Origin of the sequence: Microbispora sp. CA-135349, from assembly GCF_050947365.1 — a bacterium.
Classification (GTDB): Bacteria; Actinomycetota; Actinomycetes; order Streptosporangiales; family Streptosporangiaceae; genus Microbispora.
Genome location: NZ_CP192001.1, coordinates 6,514,703 through 6,531,716, shown reverse-complemented (window position 1 = coordinate 6,531,716; position 17,014 = coordinate 6,514,703). Strand labels below are relative to the sequence as shown.

General features: G+C 71.9%; 18 protein-coding genes. 6 read left to right on the top strand and 12 right to left on the bottom strand.

All coding sequences use genetic code 11. The annotated features are described in order from the left end of the window. The first annotated feature begins 193 nt into the window (after positions 1–193). Positions 194–1,411 carry a DUF4192 domain-containing protein gene (locus ACQPZZ_RS29950; protein ID WP_432924575.1) on the top strand — a complete coding sequence of 406 codons (1,218 nt, stop codon included), beginning with the start codon at positions 194–196 and terminating at the stop codon, positions 1,409–1,411. Here ACQPZZ_RS29950 and ACQPZZ_RS29945 read toward each other — a convergent pair. Then, positions 1,390–1,740 carry a hypothetical protein gene (locus ACQPZZ_RS29945; protein ID WP_432924573.1) on the bottom strand — a complete coding sequence of 117 codons (351 nt, stop codon included), beginning with the start codon at positions 1,738–1,740 and terminating at the stop codon, positions 1,390–1,392. The two genes, ACQPZZ_RS29950 and ACQPZZ_RS29945, sit on opposite strands and share 22 nt — an antisense overlap. A 200-nt stretch (positions 1,741–1,940) precedes the next feature. On the opposite strand from ACQPZZ_RS29945, the gene ACQPZZ_RS29940 reads away from it, so the two are divergent. Further along, positions 1,941–2,483, top strand: a complete 543-nt coding sequence (locus tag ACQPZZ_RS29940; RefSeq protein ID WP_432924571.1) for a DUF1707 and DUF4870 domain-containing protein — start codon at positions 1,941–1,943, stop codon at positions 2,481–2,483. 111 nt (positions 2,484–2,594) lie between these two features. Here ACQPZZ_RS29940 and ACQPZZ_RS29935 read toward each other — a convergent pair whose 3' ends face one another. From ACQPZZ_RS29935 to ACQPZZ_RS29915, 5 genes are all read right to left on the bottom strand, one after another. After that, positions 2,595–4,121 carry an ATP-dependent DNA ligase gene (locus tag ACQPZZ_RS29935; protein ID WP_432924569.1) on the bottom strand — a complete coding sequence of 509 codons (1,527 nt, stop codon included), beginning with the start codon at positions 4,119–4,121 and terminating at the stop codon, positions 2,595–2,597. A 49-nt stretch (positions 4,122–4,170) separates the two neighbouring features. Further along, entirely contained in the window at positions 4,171–5,661 is a 1,491-nt protein-coding gene (locus ACQPZZ_RS29930; protein ID WP_432924567.1) for a glycosyltransferase family 39 protein, read from the bottom strand. Positions 5,662–5,838: 177 nt separating this feature from the next. After that, positions 5,839–6,213: an FKBP-type peptidyl-prolyl cis-trans isomerase gene (locus ACQPZZ_RS29925; RefSeq protein WP_363643263.1), complete on the bottom strand. Its 375-nt coding sequence runs from the start codon at positions 6,211–6,213 to the stop codon at positions 5,839–5,841. Positions 6,214–6,459: 246 nt separating this feature from the next. After that, on the bottom strand, positions 6,460–7,236 hold the full coding sequence (locus ACQPZZ_RS29920; protein WP_432924565.1) for a general stress protein: 777 nt from the start codon (positions 7,234–7,236) through the stop codon (positions 6,460–6,462). 50 nt (positions 7,237–7,286) lie between these two features. Continuing rightward, on the bottom strand, positions 7,287–8,726 hold the full coding sequence (locus ACQPZZ_RS29915; RefSeq protein WP_432924563.1) for a GuaB1 family IMP dehydrogenase-related protein: 1,440 nt from the start codon (positions 8,724–8,726) through the stop codon (positions 7,287–7,289). A 103-nt stretch (positions 8,727–8,829) separates the two neighbouring features. Here ACQPZZ_RS29915 and ACQPZZ_RS29910 point away from each other — a divergent pair, with 103 nt between their 5' ends. After that, a complete protein-coding gene (locus ACQPZZ_RS29910) occupies positions 8,830–9,339 on the top strand; it encodes a GyrI-like domain-containing protein (protein ID WP_432924561.1) in 510 nt (169 codons plus the stop codon). On the opposite strand, the gene ACQPZZ_RS29905 is transcribed toward ACQPZZ_RS29910, so the two are convergent. The 6 genes from ACQPZZ_RS29905 to ACQPZZ_RS29880 form a co-directional block, all read right to left on the bottom strand. Next, positions 9,321–9,902, bottom strand: a complete 582-nt coding sequence (locus tag ACQPZZ_RS29905; RefSeq protein WP_432924560.1) for a hypothetical protein — start codon at positions 9,900–9,902, stop codon at positions 9,321–9,323. The two genes, ACQPZZ_RS29910 and ACQPZZ_RS29905, sit on opposite strands and share 19 nt — an antisense overlap. Next, complete coding sequence (locus ACQPZZ_RS29900; RefSeq protein WP_432924558.1) at positions 9,899–10,132, bottom strand: helix-turn-helix transcriptional regulator; 234 nt, start codon at positions 10,130–10,132, stop codon at positions 9,899–9,901. Before ACQPZZ_RS29900 ends, ACQPZZ_RS29905 begins: the two co-directional genes overlap by 4 nt. Before the next feature lie 51 nt (positions 10,133–10,183). Next, positions 10,184–10,975 (bottom strand): ABC transporter permease, encoded by a 792-nt coding sequence (locus ACQPZZ_RS29895; protein ID WP_432924556.1) that lies wholly within the window; start codon positions 10,973–10,975, stop codon positions 10,184–10,186. Further along, entirely contained in the window at positions 10,972–11,832 is an 861-nt protein-coding gene (locus ACQPZZ_RS29890) for an ABC transporter ATP-binding protein (protein WP_432924554.1), read from the bottom strand. Before ACQPZZ_RS29890 ends, ACQPZZ_RS29895 begins: the two co-directional genes overlap by 4 nt. Positions 11,833–11,928: 96 nt before the next feature. Continuing rightward, on the bottom strand, positions 11,929–12,576 hold the full coding sequence (locus ACQPZZ_RS29885) for a nitroreductase family protein (RefSeq protein WP_432924552.1): 648 nt from the start codon (positions 12,574–12,576) through the stop codon (positions 11,929–11,931). A 73-nt stretch (positions 12,577–12,649) separates the two neighbouring features. Next, entirely contained in the window at positions 12,650–13,768 is a 1,119-nt protein-coding gene (locus ACQPZZ_RS29880; protein ID WP_432924550.1) for a CaiB/BaiF CoA transferase family protein, read from the bottom strand. A gap of 138 nt (positions 13,769–13,906) precedes the next feature. Here ACQPZZ_RS29880 and ACQPZZ_RS29875 point away from each other — a divergent pair, with 138 nt between their 5' ends. From ACQPZZ_RS29875 to ACQPZZ_RS29865, 3 genes are all read left to right on the top strand, one after another. Beyond that, on the top strand, positions 13,907–14,752 hold the full coding sequence (locus ACQPZZ_RS29875; protein WP_432924548.1) for a metalloregulator ArsR/SmtB family transcription factor: 846 nt from the start codon (positions 13,907–13,909) through the stop codon (positions 14,750–14,752). Further along, the gene (locus ACQPZZ_RS29870; RefSeq protein WP_432924546.1) at positions 14,749–15,348 is read left to right on the top strand and encodes a dihydrofolate reductase family protein; all 600 of its coding nucleotides are present in this window, start codon (positions 14,749–14,751) and stop codon (positions 15,346–15,348) included. The genes ACQPZZ_RS29875 and ACQPZZ_RS29870 overlap by 4 nt, the downstream gene beginning before the upstream one ends. A gap of 278 nt (positions 15,349–15,626) precedes the next feature. Then, positions 15,627–16,997: an FAD-binding oxidoreductase gene (locus tag ACQPZZ_RS29865; protein WP_432924544.1), complete on the top strand. Its 1,371-nt coding sequence runs from the start codon at positions 15,627–15,629 to the stop codon at positions 16,995–16,997. The last annotated feature ends 17 nt before the right edge of the window (positions 16,998–17,014 follow it).

Here is a 17,014-nt window from a genome sequence, read left to right as displayed (position 1 = left end):
GAAGGCGGGTGTCCGAGCTAGGAAATCCGGGGCAGAGACATGGCGCCGAGTGTAGGCCGCGGGCCCTGTCCGGTGCCAGCGGTTTTCCGGCTGCCGGGCTGTCCGGGCGTGCGCGTTGTCCACAGGGGGACGGCTGTCCCCAGAACGCGCTTCGGCCGTCGTGGGGCGCGGCCGTCCGGCGAGGCTTGCGGCCATGACGATCCCGAAGCTCGTGCTCTCCTCGCCGGCGGACATCCTCGCCGCCGTGCCCTACCTCGTCGGGTTCCACCCCTCTGACAGCCTCGTCGTGACCGGCTTCGCCGGCCCGCAGGTGCGGCTGACGACGCGCTGGGACCTGCCGGCCGCCTCCGGGGACCTCGACCGGCTGGTCCCGCTGATGCGCCGCGAGTCGGTGACCGCCGTCTTCGTCGTGGGGTACGGTTCCGGCGCCGTGGTGACCCCCGCCGTGGACACGGTGACCCGGCTGCTGCGTGCCGCGGGCATCAGGGTGACCGAGAGCCTGCGGGCCGAAGGCGGCCGCTACTGGTCCTACTCCTGCGACAGCGCGACCTGCTGTCCCGCGGAGGGCACGCCGTACGACACCGAGCGCAGCCACGTCTCCGCCGAGGCCGTGATGCACGGGCTGGTCGCCCTGCCCGACAGGGGCAGCCTGCGGCGCTCGGTCCAGCGCTGCGACGGGGCGGCGATGCGGCAGGTCACCCTCCGTGTCATGGCGGGCCTGCGGGCGGTGCACGAGCCCGGGGGACCGGTCACCGATGAACTGGCCGCCGATGAATTGGCCGCCGACGAACCGGCCACCGAACCGGCCGCCGACGAACTGGCCGCGCGGTTCGTGGCCGAGGGGCTGGCGCGGGTGCGCGGAGCCATCGGGCTGTACGACTCGGGAGGCCGGCTGGACGACGACGCGGCGGCCCGGCTCGGGCTCGACCTCGCCGTGGTCAGGGTGCGGGACGAGGCGTGGGCGTTGATCGACGATCGTGACGCGCACGTCGCGCTGTGGCGCGACCTCACCCGCCGGCTGGAGCCGGGACACGTCGCGCCCGCGGCCTCGCTGCTCGCGGCCGCGGCCTGGCACCGGGGGGAGTGCGCGCTCGCGGGGATGGCGCTGGAGCGGGCGCTCGCCTCCGACCCCGGTTATTCGATGGCGCTCCTTCTCCGGCAGGCCCTGGCGCACATGATGTCCCCCGCCATGCTCCGCGACCGCATGCCGACACCCGAGGAGCTCGACGACGAGATGGGTCCTCCCCGTGCGGCGTGGCTCGCGCCGCTGCGCGCGCTGCTGGCCCGGGACCTGACCGGCCCGGCATCGGCGCCGACCGGGACCCGGATCGCGCGCGCGAAGCCGGAGGCGGTGCCGCGCGGGCGGGGAGGATCAGGCGTGGGCGGCCGTCAGACCGGGCCGCCGTCCTGAGCCTGACGGCGGCGCTCGTTGTAGGCCCGCATCCGGGCGGGGTACCCGGTGAGCTGCACGTCGTACACGGGAAGGGCGAGATCCCTGGCGACCTTGGCGATCACGGCGGGAGATCCGACGCGGCGGCGGGTCCACTCTCCGTCGTGAGCCACGGCCACCGCGGTGGTGTCGGTCGCGAAGGTCTCGGGCTCGACGTAGAACTCGACTCCACGCCGGGTCTTGGCGAACTCGATGAGGGCCTCGACGTCGGCGTCGGTCGCCTCGCGGTCGAACTTGGCCACGCGGGCACCCCGGCGCCGCCGGAGCCCATAGCGATCTCGCCATCTCATAGTGCTTGTATACATCGCCGTGGATCACGATGGAGTTAAGGGATTGGTCTCGGGGCGATGTCGGGGATGTCCCTGATGCCGTCGGGTGCGTACGCGGCACAAGATGGAGGCAGACTCGAAGAGAGCCGAGCAGTCGATCGACGGAAGGCGATGCTGTGATGCCCGCAGCGGTGACACCACAGTGGCAGGGCCGGGCCCCGATGCCACACCCCAATTTGCGCGTCACCAATCAGGACCGTGAACAGGTTGTCGAGCACGTCAAAGCGGCCTACGCCGAGGGCAGGCTCGACAAGCACGAGATGGACGAGCGGCTGCACCTGGCGATGACCGCGCGCACCCACGCCGATCTCGTGCCCATCATGAACGACCTGTACGGGACCCGCCCGGCGTACGTCCCCCGGCCACCCTCGTCGTACCGCTCCGCGGCCCCGGACGGGGGAGACCGGGTCGGAGGTGCGGCCTCGCACCTGTTCGCACTGCTGGGGTTGTTCATCATCGGCCCGCTGCTGATGATGGTCACCGCGGGACGGACGTCCCCCTACATAAGGAAGCACGCGGTGGAGTCGCTCAACTTCCACCTCACGATGCTGGGGGCGACGGTGCTCCTGCCGTTCACCGTCGTCGGGGTCGTCCTGCTGCCGGTCATCTGGGTCGTCGGACTGGTCCTGTGCGTCGTCGGCGGGGTGTCGGCGCTCGCCGGCACCGAGTTCCGCTACCCGCTGACCATCCGCCTCGTGAAGTGACGGCGTGTGACGTGATTCCGGCGGCCCGGAAAGTGGCCGGATGGCGACCGGAGGCGGCGGGGCGAACGGGGCGTCTGGCGGCGTGAGAGCGGATCAGGGCATGGAGGCGGGTCAGGGCATGAGGGCGCGGACCGCGGCCACCGTGTCGGCCTCCTCGGGACGCTTGTCGGGCCGGTAGCGCAGAACCCGGGCGAACCGCAGTGCCATGCCGCCGGGATAACGACTCGACCGCTGCACGCCGTCGAAGGCGATCTCCACGACCAGCGCGGGCTTGAGCGTGACGACGTAGTCGTCCGCCGGCCCCTCCGCAAGCCGCAGGAACTGCTCGGTCTGCCAGGTCAGCAGTTCGTCGGTGAGGCCCTTGAACGTCTTGCCGAGCATCACGAAACCGCCGGTCTCGGGGTCGTAGGCGCCGAGATGCAGGTTGGACAGCCAGCCCCGGCGCCGTCCGCTGCCCCACTCGGCGGCCAGCACGACCAGGTCGAGCGTGTGCCGCGGCTTCACCTTGATCCAGCCCGCTCCCCGCCGGCCCGCCGCGTACGGCGTGCGCAGCGACTTCACCACGACGCCCTCGTGGCCCCGCCGTACGGCGTCGCCGAAGAAGGCCTCGGCCTCCTCGGCATCCGCCGTGACGAGCCGCGGCGTGATCAGCTCGGCCGGGACGGCGGCCTCCAGCGCGGCATGCCGCTCCTCGTCGGTGAGGTCGAGCAGGTCGGCGCCGCCGACGCGCAGGGCGTCGAAGAAGAAGGCGGTCAGCGGCACGGTCGCGCGCAGCGACGCGACGTCGGTCCTGCTGGCCACCCGGCCCGAGGTGACCTGGAACGGCTCGGGGCGGCCGTCCGGACGCAGCGCGATGACCTCGCCGTCGAGCACGAGATCGGTCCCCGGCAGGCCGAGCACGACCTCGACCAGCTCGGGGACCTGCGCGGTGATGTCGTCGAGTGTCCGCGTGAAGACGGCGACCCGGTCGCCCGACCGGTGGGCCTGGACCCGTACGCCGTCGAGTTTCCACTCCACGGCCGCGGGGGCGCCGGCCTTCTCCAGAGCGGCGGTCACGCTGGGCGCGCTCTGCGCGAGCATCGGCGCCACCGCCCGCCCGACCTCCAGATGGAACGCCTTCAGCTCCGCGACGCCGCCGCGCAGCGCGGCCGCGCCGACGGCGGGCAGCGAACCGCGCAGGGTCAGGGCCCGGCGCACCTCGGCCGCGGGCACGTCCGCGGCCATGGCGATCGCCTCGATCATCACGCCGTTGAGCGCCCCCTGGCGCAGCTCGCCCGTCAGCAGCCGGTGCAGGAACGACTGCTCCTGCCGAGTGAGGGCGCCGAACAGCTCGCCGAGCAGCTCACGGCGCGCGGCCTGCGATCCGGTGCCGGATCGGGACTTGATGCGTTCGAGCAGCGCATCGACCTGGGTCAGGGTCGCCGTGGCGACCTGGCGCGGATCGGGGAGGTCGGACAGGCTCCGCCAGCCCACCCCGATCTGGCGCTGCGGCAGCTCACCGGACAGGTACGCGACGGCGATCTCGGCCTCGTCCGGTCCCACCCTGCCGAGCGACTCGGCGAGATGTCTGATCTTGGCGAGCCGCGCCGAGTCCGCGGCGACCGCCGCGGACGTCCTGGCAAGGTCGATCAGCAACACACCGTAATCCTGCCTCACCACAGCGGCAGGTGCCCAGGCCGGGGGTCGGCTAGCTGTAGTGGCGGGCGCTCGGCCACAGCTCGCGCCAGGGCCGGACGGGGTCGCGGCAGACCGTGATCGGCACGCCCTGTTCCTCACCCGGCATCCCGCTCAGCCTGCCCGCCGGGGTGCAGCGGGCGAAGACGGTGCGGAGGCCGGCGGGCGGGTAGCCGACGGCCACGACCACCCGCGTCCCCTCCGGGGGCGGTCCCCACCACCACAGCTCGTTGTGGCCGCTGTAGACCGCGGGCAGCCCGAACTCGCCCGCCCAGCGGCGCAGCGCGCCGGCCTCGCCGTAGTTCCCCGCGAGCAGCACCGCACCGGCGCGCTCGCCGGCGGGCAGGCCGTCCACCACCCGGGCCGTCTGCGCCGCCACGTCGCGCATGCCCACCGACTCACGGGCCACCTCGTTGATCGCGGCGACCGGCGTTCCCGCGAGCGACGCGGCCGGGACGACCGGCAGTGCCACGACCACCGCGACCACGGCGTCGATCGCCAGCGCCGCGACGAGCGTCTTCCGCCACCGCCATCCGGCCGCCGTGACACAGCCGGCCGCGAACAGGTAGAGCAGGAACGCGCCGGTGTAGTCGGGGCGGCCCCCCGCGTACAGAATCAGGGCGCAGGCGACGGGATAGGCGACGGCGAGGGAGCGGACCCGCCGGTTCCGCCACAGCCGCAGCCAGCCGGCCACGCACAGCACCGCCTGCGCGGGCCCGAGCAGCACGATCTGCAGCGGGACGAAGGCGGCCCGGTTGTCCGCGCCCTCGTCGATCCGCAACGCCTCGGCCATCTGGAACTGCGGCCAGTCGTGCGTGGCCTGATAGATCAGGTTGGGCGAGGCGACGGCCAGGGCCAGGAGGACGCCGGCCCACAGTCGCCCGTCCCGCAGGACCTCGCGCGGACCGGCCACGAGAACGCCCAGGCCGACGCCGCCCAGCAGCACCACGATCAGATCCCGGTTGTACGCGGCGATCCCGCACAGCGCGCCCGCCCAGAGCCAGTAGCGCCCGTCCCCTCGCAGCAGCACCCGGAGCAGGCACAGCGTGACCGCGCTCCACAGCACGAGGTCGGGGGTGAGGGTCAGCAGAGCGTGCCCGGCCAGGAGAGGCAGCACGGAGGTCGCGGTCCCGGCCGCGGCGAGGATCTGGGCCGTACGGCCGCCGCCCAGCTCGCGGGCCAGCAGGGCGACGAGCACGACCAGGACCCCGGTGCACAGGGCGGGGACGATCCGCAGGGCGACGACCGTGTCTCCGAAGATCGTCGTGGACAACCGGGCGATCATCGGCGTCAGCGGCGGCGTGTCGAAGTATCCGAGCCGCGGCCGTTCGCCCAGCATGCGGAAGTACAGCTCGTCGCGGTGGTACCCGTACCACGGGCTGACCGCGAGCAGCACGGCCACGGTGGCGACCGCGACCGCGAGCACGGCCCGGGGCGGTCCGGTGAGCGGTGTTCCGGCCCGGACCGCCGGACCGCCGGTGGCTGTGACGTCGGCTCCGGTCACGCCGGCCTCCCGGAAGCCGGCGTTCGCAAGGGGCCGTCCTGCGGACGGCCATGCGTGAGGCGGCCGTGCGTGAGGCCGCGGTTCGGGGGGGTATCGTCCACGCGGCCATCATCCTCAACGCGCCCCGGCTCCACTATCCCCTGTGCGGAGCACGGCGGGCGCCTCACCGGTGCCCGGTCAGCCCACCCCAAGCAGGTCGACGACGAAGATGAGGGTCTCGCCGGGCTTGATGAGGGGGCCCGCGCCGCGGTTGCCGTACCCGAGGTGCGGGGGGATCGTCAGACGGCGCCGTCCGCCGACCTTCATGCCGGCCACGCCGCGGTCCCAGCCGGCGATGACCCGGCCACCGCCGAGCGGGAACTGGAACGGCTGGCCGCGGTTCCAGGAGGCGTCGAACTCCTCACCCGTGGAGAACGTCACCCCCACGTAGTGGACGGTCACGTTCTGCCCGGGCTTGGCCTCCGGCCCGTCCCCCTCGATGAGATCGACGATCTCCAGGTCCGCGGGCGGCGCGCCTTCGGGAAAGTCGATCTCGGGCTTCTCCAGTGCCACGTGGGCCTCCTGCTCGTACGTGCCGATGCTCTGCTCGCCGAAATGCTCTGTGCCGGCTTGGCTCTCCGTGCCGGAGCGGCGTTCGCATGCTGCGCGTCTCCTGCGTGCGGCGCGTTTCCCGCGTGCCCAGAGTTTCGGGAGTGCCGGAAGTTCCGGCCGGCTGACGACTCTACCGGTGACGGCCGACACGACGACGCCTTCCCCGCGCGGCGGGGAAGGCGTCGGAACTCCTGTGGCCGACGAGGATTACCCGCGACGGCCCCTCGACAGGCCCGCCCGGTCGTCGTCGCGCGCCTCCTCGGCGCGCTCCCGCGCGAGCCGTGCCTCCTCCGCGCGGGCTTCCTCCGCACGGACCTCCTCCGCACGGACCTCCTCCGCACGGACCTCCTCCGCGAGGGACCCGGTCTCCGGGAAAGCGGGGGCCTGCGGCGCGGTGTCACCCGCCGTGACCGGCGCCGTCGTGACGGGACCGGCCGACGGCGGACGCGTCACGACGACGGTGTCGGCCGGCTGCACGCCGCCCTGCAGCAGCGCCTGGGCCTGGTCGAGCATGGGAGAGGCCACCAGCACGTCGTAGCGTCCGGCGACGATCGAGCTCCTGGACGAGAAGTCGCGCGTCCCGCCGGTGAAGGCGTGGCTGGTGAAGCCGAAGGCGGCGCCGGCGATGGCGCCCCAGAGGATCGACCACAGCACCAGTCCGAAGAACGGGGTCGTGGCCGAGGTGAACAGCCCGAGGAACAGGCCGACGATGAGCCCGAACACCGCGCCGGTGACAAGGCCGGACAGCGCCGCCCTGCCGTTGGTGAGCCGTCCGGTGACGGTCTCCTCGAGACGCAGGTCGCTGCCGACGATCGCGGTGTTCTCCACCGGGAACCCTGCGTCGGACAGGGTGTCGACGGCGCGCTGCGCCGCCGTGTAGTTGTCGTAACTGACCAGCAGCCGTCTGTCGGCCGCCGGACTGACCGGCTCTCCGGCCGGGGAGTACTGCATGATCGCCTCCGCGGGGTAGTGCGGTCGGTACACGAACGCACTACCCCGACGGAGCCCGATATTCCTGCACGGAATAGAAGGAGTCACCAGCTCTGGTGCAGTGGCATGCCCTCGCTGTAGCCGGAGGAGCTCTGCACGCCGATCACGGCCCGCTCGTGGAACTCCTCCAGCGTCGCGGCGCCGGCGTACGTGCAGGAGGAACGGAGACCGGCCACGATGGCGTCGATCTGGTCCTCGACGCTGGGCCGCGCCGGGTCGAGGTACATCCGCGAGGTCGAGATGCCCTCCTCGAACAGCGCCTTACGGGCCCGCTCGAAGGGCGAGTCCTCGGCGGTGCGCAGCCGTACGGCACGGGCCGAGGCCATGCCGAAGTTCTCCTTGTACTTGCGCCCGTCGGCGGCCGTGCGGGTGTCGCCCGGCGACTCGTACGTGCCGGCGAACCACGAGCCGATCATGACGTTCGAGGCGCCCGCGGCGAGCGCCAGCGCGACGTCGCGGGGATGGCGCACGCCGCCGTCGGCCCACACGTGCCGGCCGAGGCGGCGGGCCTCGGCCGCGCACTCCAGCACGGCGGAGAACTGCGGCCGTCCCACGCCGGTCATCATGCGGGTCGTGCACATGGCGCCCGGGCCCACGCCGACCTTCACGATGTCGGCGCCGGCCTCGACGAGGTCGCGTACGCCCTCCGCGGTGACGACGTTGCCCGCCGCGACCGGCACGGAGGGCCCCAGGGCGCGTACGGCACGCAGCGCCGAGATCATCTTCTCCTGGTGGCCGTGGGCCGTGTCGACGACGAGCACGTCGACCCCGGCGTCGAGCAGTTCCTTGGACTTGGCGGCCACGTCGCCGTTCACCCCGACCGCCGCCGCGACGCGCAGCCGGTTCCGGGCGTCGACGGCGGGCTGGTAGAGGGTGGAGCGCAGGGCGCCGGTGCGGGTGAGGATGCCGACCAGACGGCCGTCCCCGTCCACCACGGGGGCCAGCCGGTGGCGGCCCTCGTGCAGCGCCTCGAACGCGGCCTGCGGATCGACGCCCTGCGGCAGCGTCTGCGGCGAGGCGGTCATGACCTGGGAGAGCTGCGTGAACATGTCGACGCCGTGGCAGTCGGCCTCGGTCACCACCCCGACCGGGCGGTTGTCCCAGTCCACGACGATGACCGCGCCGTGCGCCCGCTTGGGCAGCAGGGTGAGCGCCTCGCCCACGGTGTCGTGGGGGGTGAGGGTGATGGGCGTGTCGTGGACGAGGTCGCGGTTCTTCACCCACTCGACGACCTCGGTGACCACGTCGATCGGGATGTCCTGGGGAATGACGGCGATGCCGCCGCGCCGGGCGACGGTCTCGGCCATGCGACGGCCCGCGACGGCCGTCATGTTGGCGACGACGACGGGGATCGTGGTGCCGGTGCCGTCCACGGCGGACAGGTCCACGGCGAGGCGCGAACCGACCGAGGAACGAGACGGCACCATGAAGACATCGCTGTACGTGAGATCGTAGGGCGGCAGTACATCATTGAGGAATCGCACGTTTGTCCAGCCTATGTTGTGAGGGGTCGTCTCCGGCATTCCCGGCCGCCGCCGGAGCAGGCCCGCGCACGGGATACATTGACCTCGCCTGGAAGGAGAGCATGTGATCATCGTTGACCGTCCGGAGACGCTCGTCGTCGGTTACGCCGTACGGACGACCAACGCGGCGGAGGCGGACCCGGCCCGCGCCCAGTTGCGGGGTCTGTGGGCCCGCGCCGGAGCGCCGGGAGCCTTCGCGCACGTGCCCGGCCGGATCGACGAGAATCTGTACGCCGTGCTGACCGACTACGAGAGCGACCACAACGGCGCCTACACCCAGATCGTCGGCGTGGCCGTGCGCACGGCGGCGCGGCTGCCCGAGGGCATGGTCGCCGTACGGGTGCCGGGCGTGCCCGCTCTGCTGTTCGAGGCGCGGGGACCGATGCCGGGAGCGCTCCTCGACACCTGGCAGCAGGTGTGGAGGCACACCGAGTCGGGCGCCACCCCGGCCCGTGCCTTCACCACCGACCTGGAGATCCACCATCCCGGGGGCGTCGACCTCTTCGTGGCCACGCTGCCGTCGTTCGGCGAGCCCTCCGGGCCGCCGGTGCAGGCTCAGGCGACGCCGGCCTGACCGTCGCTCTGCTCGCCGTCCTCGTCGTCGTCCTGGTCGTCGTCCGGCGGCGGGTCGGGCAGCCGCCATCCGGCGACCAGCAGCGGCAGCAGGAAGTGCGTCCACAACAGCGCGAAGACGCCGAGGAACACGGCCGCGCCGGGGATCTGGGGCTTCTCCCCCTCGTCCCAGGTCGCGACCACGACGAACACCGCCAGGGCGCCCAGGACGAGCCGCATCACCCTGTTCGCGTACGTGTGCGCGCGGAACCTCTCGGCGGCCTGCCGCTCGTCGAGGCGGCTTTCCGGCAGCGAGGCGAGCCCGCGGGTGGCGCTGTTCAGCGCGGTCACGACCGGGATGTAGATCGCCGCCATGACCACCAGCAGCACGAGGTTGACCCGGACGGCGGTGTCGCTCGGGGCGATCGCCCACGAGACCGCGGCGTCCGCCCACAGCAGCAGCACGCTGGCCGCGCCCGCCACCACCAGCAGGCGGCGCCGCCGCCGGGTGCGGTGCAGCGCCACGAGGCGTTCCTCTTCCATCGCCCGGGCGATGTGGCCGTCCAGGCGTTCGCGCAGGCTCATGACGCGCTCCCCAGCTTGGGGAACGGCTTGAGGGAGAAGACGACCTCCACCGGCACCTCGAAGAACTCGGCGATCCGCAGGGCCAGGTGGAGGCTGGGGCTGTACTCGCCGCGCTCCAGGTAGCCCACCGTCTGGTAGTGCACCCCGAGCGCGGTGGCCAGATCCCGGCGCGAGACGCCGCGGTCGGCCCTCAGCACCGCGATGCGGTTGAACACCGGCTCCTCGGCCACGTCTCACCTCCGCCGGCTCTTCGCCGACCGTCACCAGCCCCGCGAGTCCGCTCATCTTCCGCGGACCCGGCGCAGCAACCAGGGGGCTAGAACCATACCGCCGACGGCCCACGCCCCCAGAACGGCCGCCGCCCGGCCGAGCGGCCAGCTGTGCCCGATCTCGGCCGCGAGGACGGAGTCGGGCAGGAACGCCGCGCGCAGTCCGACGCCCTGCCAGTAGAGCGGGAAGACCTGGGCGATGCCGCGCACCAGGCCGGGCATCATCTCCAGCGGGAACATCACCCCGGAGACGAGCATCAGGAGCATCGCCGGCAGGCCGAGCATGGCCGCGGCCGCCTTCGGCCCGGACACCAGGCTGCCGATGACCGCGCCCAGCGGCACGACGGCCAGCGTGCCGAGCACCAGGACCCAGGCGAGAGTGAACCACCGCCCGGGCGTCGACGGCACGGAAACCCCGGCGAGCGGCACGGCCACCAGCAGGACGAGCGCGGCGTTGAGCGCGATCGTCAGCAGCGTCGTGACGGCCCGCCCGGTCAGGTAGACCCGGATGCCTCCCGGCAGCGTCCGGGCCCGCATCAGCGTGCCCTCCTCGCGGTCCGCGGCGATCAGCATGGGCAGCCCCATCAGCCCGGTCGAGAACACCGCGAACGCCAGGAACCCCGGCGTCATGAACGCCGCCATGGACACGGGCGTGCCGGACACGTTGTTGCCGCCGATGAACAGGACGAGCACCACGTAGGTGCCGACGGTCCCGATGAGGGCGTTCAGCAGCTCCTTGCGGTCGCTCCAGAGGTTGAGCTGCTCGGTCCAGCCCCGCCGCAGCCCCAGGATCGTCGAGCTCATCGCGTCCCTCCCACCGTCGCGGTCTCGCGTGTCTCCTCGATGAGATCCAGGTAGCTCTCCTCCAGGGTCGGCCGCCTGATCTCCAGCCCGGGGACCGGGCCGCCGTACCGCCGATGCAGGTCCCAGGCCACGCCGGAGGGGTCGGCGGTCTCCAGCTCGCCGTCCGCCCAGCGCACCAGCGACGGCGCCTGCACGGCGCGGGCCAGCTCGGCCGGGCTGCCGCAGGTGACCACCCGCCCGGCCACGAGTACGGCGATCCGCCCGGACAACCGCTCGGCCTCGGCCAGGTCGTGCGTGGTGAGCAGTACGGTCAGCCCCTCCTCGCCGGCCAGCCGCTCGATCAGCAGGTGGAACTCCCGCCGGGCCTCGGGGTCGAACCCGGTCGTGGGCTCGTCGAGGAACAGCACCTCGGGACGGCCGACGATGCCGAGGGCGACGTCCAGCCTGCGGCGCTGGCCCCCGGACAGCACCCCCGCCCGGTTGCGCGCCGCCTCGGTCAGGCCGAGAGCGGCGAGCAGCTCGTCGACGTCGCGCGGCTTCTCGTAGTGCGCCGCGACGTGCGCGAGCAGGTCGCGCACCCGCCAGCGGGGGTGGTCACGCCATGACTGCATCACCACGCCGAGCCGCGCCCGCCAGGCGTCCCCGGCCCGCACCGGGTTCTCGCCGAGCACCTCGGCCTCGCCCGTCCAGGCCGTACGGAACCCTTCCAGGATCTCGACCAGGGTGGTCTTGCCGGCGCCGTTGGGCCCCAGCAGCGTGAACACCTCGCCCCTGCGCAGGTCGAGGTCGACCCCGTTCAGGACCTGAACGGGCCCGTACGCCATGCGGAGTCCGCGTACGCGGATCACGTCATGCATGCGCCCTCCAATGAAGTGGCAGTGCTCTCGAATGTAGTAGGTGTACTACATTCGAGACAAGAGCTGCTTCATCGGAGGGCGGTCAGCGTGATCGACTCAGGGCGTCCAGAGGGGTTCGTGGATCTCGAAGCCGACCGGCTCACCCCACTGGTTGCGGTAGGCGACCTCGTGGGCGGGCCGACGCGGGGCCACCCCCCAGCGGCCGGTCGGATAGCCGAAGGTGACCATGCACGCCACCTGCCAGCCCTTGTCCTCGGGCACGCCGAGGATCCGCATCGTCTCGGCGCCGTGGAACAGTCCCAGCACGGACGTCAGCGCGCTGCCCACCCCGAAGGCGCGGGCGGCGAGCTGGGCGCTCCACACCGAGGGGTAGATGGAGCCGCCGCCGGCATCGTTGCGGGTGAACGCGAACATCAGCAGGGGATAGGCCTCGAAGTTGTCGGCCAGGTGCTGGGCCGACCGCAGCACGTTCAGCGTGCGGGCGTCGCCGGTCGCCTCGGCCCGCTCGCGCATCGGCTTGTAGTGCCCTTCGAACAGCCTGCCGAGCGCGTCCCGGTACAGCGGCCCCAGCTGGGACTTCACCTCGGGGTCGTCCACCAGCAGGAATCGCCAGCCCTGGGTGTTGCCGGCGCTGGGTGCGCGGACCGCGGCGTCCAGGATGCGTTCCTGGACCTCCAGTGGGATGGGGTCGGGCTTGACCCGCCGCATGGCGCGGGTCGTGTAGAGGGCCTCGAAAAGGTCCATGTGGGGAATCTCCTCGGTCGTCTCGGGGGAAGGGGGAGCCGGGGGTCGGGGCGGCACGGTCAGGCCAGCACGGTCAGGCCAGCACGCCGGCGGCACGCAGGGCCTTCGCCTCGTCGCCGGGCAGGCCCCAGGCACTCAGGTCGTGCAGCCGGGTGGCCGGAGACAGGGCGGCGCGCGGCACGCCGGCCAGGCGGGGCGCGGGCGCGGCCTGCGGCAGCCCGCCGACCTCCACGAACGTGCCGCGCGCCCGGTTGTGCGGATGCCGGACGGCCTCGCGCGGGTCGAGCACGGGGGACACACAGGCGTCGGAGCCCTCGAAGACCGCCTCCCATTCGGCCCGGGTGCGCGCCCGGAACGCCTCGGTGAGCCGCTCCCTGATGGCCGGCCAGTTCGCGGGGTCGTCGCGGCCGGGCATGTCGTCGAGGCCCATCCGGGTGAGCATCTCCGCCCAGAACTGCGGCTCCAGCGCGCCCACGGCGAGGAAGCCGCCGTCGGCCGTCTCGTACGTGTCGTACATGGGGGCGCCGGTGTCGAGGAGGTTGGTGCCGCGCGGGCCCCAGTGGCCGGAGTGCACCCCGCCGTAGAACATCGAGAACAGCAGCGCCGCGCCGTCGACCATCGCGGCGTCCACCACGCGGCCGCGTCCGGTGCGCTCCCGCTCCAGCAGGGCCAGCAGCACGCCGTACGCCAGCATGAGACCGCCACCGGCGAAGTCGCCGAGGATGTTGATCGGCGGGGTGGGCTTGCCGCCCTCGCGGCCCAGCATCGACAGCACCCCGGCGATCGCGATGTAGTCGATGTCGTGCCCGGCGGTGGAGGCGAGCGGGCCGTCCTGGCCCCAGCCGGTCATGCGGCCGTAGACCAGCCGCTCGTTCACCGCGTGCAGGTCGGCGGGGCCGATGCCGAGCCGCTCCGCGACCCCGGGACGGAACACCTCGATCACCACGTCGGCCCGCCCGGCCAGCCGCTTGAAGGCGGCGACGCCCTCGGGCGACTTCAGGTCGAGGCCGATCGTGCGCTTGCCGCGATCCATCACCTCACGGCGCGGGGCGTCGCTCACGGCCTGCACCCGGTCGACCCGCAGCACCTCGGCGCCGTGGTCGGCGAGCATCATCCCGGCGAACGGCCCGGGGGCGAGACCGGCCAGCTCCAGCACCCGGATCCCCGCCAGCGGTCCCCGCGGCTCGTCCATCGCACCCTCCTCACATCGGGCATCACTTCACGCGACAAGTAGAACATGTTTCTGGAGGCGTGCCGGAACGGCTTGTGTCGACGGCGGGGATCAATATTCCTTGACACGAATATTCTCTGTGGAGAATACTTTCGCCTCGTGGACGTACTCCTCGCCGCGCTGGCCGACCCGGCCCGATGGCGGCTCGTGACTCTGCTGGCCGAGCGCCCCCGGCCGGTCGGCGTCCTGGCCCGGCTCGCCGAGGCGCGCCAGCCGCAGACGACCAAGCACCTGCAGACCCTCGAACGCGCCGGCATCGTCACCTCCCGGCGCACCGGTCAGCGCCGCATCTACGCGCTCCGGTCCGAGCCCCTTCGGGAGCTCGCGGACGCGCTCAGCCGGCTCGCCGACACCGCTGACGAGGCCGGCGGCCCGCGGGAGACTTACGATCGCTACGGGCTCAGCCTCCACGCGGAGCGGCTCGCCGCGCAGGAGCCGGGATGGGCCGACGGCCGCTCGTTCGGGTTCCACCGGTCGCTGGAGGGGCGGCCCGAGCTGGTCTGGCACCATCTGACCGACGCCTCGCTGCTCGCCCATTGGTGGACGCCCGACGATCTGCGCGTCTCCGAGCTCGTGTTCGAGGCGCGACCGGGCGGGCGGATCGCTCATGAATACCGCGATGTCGAGGACATAGACGGTTCCGGCCACATCGCCGGGCGCGCGGAGGGGGTCGTCGGCGAGGTGCGCCCTTACGAGCACCTCGCCTACCGGCTCTCTCCGCTGCTTCCCGAGGGCGGGCGGGCCTTCACCGCCCACCTCGACCTCGACCTCAGGCCCACCGGCACCGGCACGGACCTCGACGTCCGCTTCCGCATCACCGACAGCACCGTCGACTCCGCGGACTTCATCGCGGGGATCGAGATCGGCTTCGGCCAGAGCCTCGACAAGCTCGCGGCGACCCTTGCCGCGAAGGCACACGACACCGATACAAGGAGCACGAAATGACCGACTCGACCGGCCGCAGGGTGACCGCGAACCTGAGTCTCACCCTCGACGGGCGTTACCACGGTCCCGGCGGACCCGGCGATTTCGCTGCGTTCGCTCCCTACGTGATCACCGAGGTCGCGCGAAACCACATGAACCGCATCTGGGAGGGCGCGACGACGGCGGTGCTCGGCCGGATCAACGCCGAGGGATTCATGGGGTACTGGTCATCGGTCGCCGACGACGAGAACGCCGACCCTCGTGACCGCGGATACGCCAAGTGGCTGGTCGACACGGAGAAGGTGGTCTTCTCGACCACCTTGACCGAGGCGCCGTGGGAGCGCACCCGTGTGGTGAACGCCCCCGCTGCCGATGTCGTCAAGGACCTCAAGGCCACCGGCGTAGGCGACATCCTCGTCAACAGCAGCGCCGGCGTCATCAAGCCGCTCCTGTCGGCGGACCTGCTCGATCGGCTGTACCTCATGATTCTCCCTGAGATCGCCGGAGGCGGGCGCCGCCTGTTCGACGACGGCCTGCCTGCGACGAAGTGGACGCTCACCCGCCAGGAGACCGGCGAGCTGGGCGAGATCGCCCTGGTCTACGACCGAGTCCGCTGAGCGGGCCGCCCGGCGCCCGGCCGGCGCCACCCCGAGCCGAGTGGACGTGTCCATGGGATGATCGACACGCCGCCGTCCGTCCAGGGTCATGACGGTTTCCACAGTTACGGCAGGGGCGGCGGAGGCGATGAAAAGAGGGAGGATACGATCTACGCCGACGCAGCGACGCGCGATCACCGGATAGTTTTCGCGGGCGTAACGTGTCTACTCTGGTCTGCGTTCCCCTCTGGGGATAGCGTGCCAAGAAGGCGATCTCTACGATCCATGGGGGTGGTGTCATGCCAGAGCGCACGGCCAGTATGACCGCCCATAAAAAGGCCGTCGAGCAGATCAGGGACTCCTACTCGGCCATTCCGGAGGACGCCGCTCCCCGGCTGGCCAAGCCCACGACGAACCTGTTCCGCTTCCGCGCGCCGGCCAAGACGGCCACGCTGTCCGCCCGCGATCTGGACCAGGTCATCCACGTCGACCCGGTGACCATGACGGCCGAGGTCCAGGGCATGACGACGTACGAGAACCTGGTGGACGCCACGCTTCCGTACGGGCTCATGCCCTACGTCGTGCCGCAGCTCAAGACGATCACGCTGGGCGGTGCGGTCACCGGCCTCGGCATCGAGTCGACGAGCTTCAAGGACGGCCTGCCGCACGAGTCGGTCGAGGAGCTGGAGATCCTCACCGGCGACGGGCGGATCCTGGTGGCCCGGCCGGACAACGAACACGCGGACCTGTTCCGCGCGTTCCCCAACTCCTACGGCACGCTCGGCTACGCCCTGCGCATCCGGATCAAGCTGGCCCGGGTGAAGCCGTACGTCAAGCTGACGCACATCCGCTTCAGCGACGCCGACAAGTGCATGCTCGCCATGCAGGAGCTCTGCGAGAGCCGCGAACACGACGGCGAGCAGATCGACTTCGTCGACGGCACGTTCTTCGGCCCGGACGAGCTGTACATCACGGTGGGCTCGTTCTCCGACCGGGCACCCTACACGTCCGACTACACCGGCATGCGGATCTACTACCAGTCGATCCGCAGCCGTGTCCGCGACTGGCTGACCGTGCGCGACTACCTGTGGCGCTGGGACACCGACTGGTTCTGGTGCTCGCGCGCCTTCGGTGTGCAGCAGCCGCTGGTCCGCTCGCTCCTGCCGCGCCGCTACCTGCGGTCGGACGTCTACCGCAAGCTCGTCGGCCTCGACCAGAGGTACGGCGTGACCGCCAGGATCGACCGCTGGCGCAACAACCCGGTGCACGAGTCGGTCATCCAGGACGTCGAGGTGCCCGTCGAGCGCGGCGCCGAGTTCCTGGAGGTCTTCCACGACCAGGTCGGCATGACCCCGGTGTGGATGTGCCCGCTCAAGGCGAGCGGCGAGTGGTCGCTCTACCCCCTGGAGCCGGGCCGTCTCTACGTGAACTTCGGCTTCTGGGGCATGGTGCCCCTGCCACGCGGTCAGTACGACGGGTACCACAACCGGTTGATCGAGCGAGCCGTTCACTCGCTCGACGGCCACAAGTCGCTGTACTCCACCTCGTTCTACGAGCGTGAGGAGTTCTGGCGGCTCTACAACGGGGACGCCTACTGGCCGGTCAAACGCGCTTACGACCCGGGCGGCCGGCTGCTGGACCTCTATGACAAGTGCGTCAGAGGCCGGTAGGCGTCGAAACGTCGGGA

What these genes read in the sequence shown, in the direction of transcription:
- ACQPZZ_RS29950 (WP_432924575.1), top strand. Translation starts at nt 194, where the DNA reads ATGACGATCCCGAAGCTCGTGCTCTCCTCGCCGGCGGACATCCTCGCC.
- ACQPZZ_RS29945 (WP_432924573.1), bottom strand. Translation starts at nt 1,740, where the DNA reads ATGAGATGGCGAGATCGCTATGGGCTCCGGCGGCGCCGGGGTGCCCGC.
- ACQPZZ_RS29940 (WP_432924571.1), top strand. Translation starts at nt 1,941, where the DNA reads ATGCCACACCCCAATTTGCGCGTCACCAATCAGGACCGTGAACAGGTT.
- ACQPZZ_RS29905 (WP_432924560.1), bottom strand. Translation starts at nt 9,902, where the DNA reads ATGAGCCTGCGCGAACGCCTGGACGGCCACATCGCCCGGGCGATGGAA.
- ACQPZZ_RS29895 (WP_432924556.1), bottom strand. Translation starts at nt 10,975, where the DNA reads ATGAGCTCGACGATCCTGGGGCTGCGGCGGGGCTGGACCGAGCAGCTC.
- ACQPZZ_RS29890 (WP_432924554.1), bottom strand. Translation starts at nt 11,832, where the DNA reads ATGCATGACGTGATCCGCGTACGCGGACTCCGCATGGCGTACGGGCCC.
- ACQPZZ_RS29885 (WP_432924552.1), bottom strand. Translation starts at nt 12,576, where the DNA reads ATGGACCTTTTCGAGGCCCTCTACACGACCCGCGCCATGCGGCGGGTC.
- ACQPZZ_RS29880 (WP_432924550.1), bottom strand. Translation starts at nt 13,768, where the DNA reads ATGGACGAGCCGCGGGGACCGCTGGCGGGGATCCGGGTGCTGGAGCTG.
- ACQPZZ_RS29870 (WP_432924546.1), top strand. Translation starts at nt 14,749, where the DNA reads ATGACCGACTCGACCGGCCGCAGGGTGACCGCGAACCTGAGTCTCACC.
- ACQPZZ_RS29865 (WP_432924544.1), top strand. Translation starts at nt 15,627, where the DNA reads ATGCCAGAGCGCACGGCCAGTATGACCGCCCATAAAAAGGCCGTCGAG.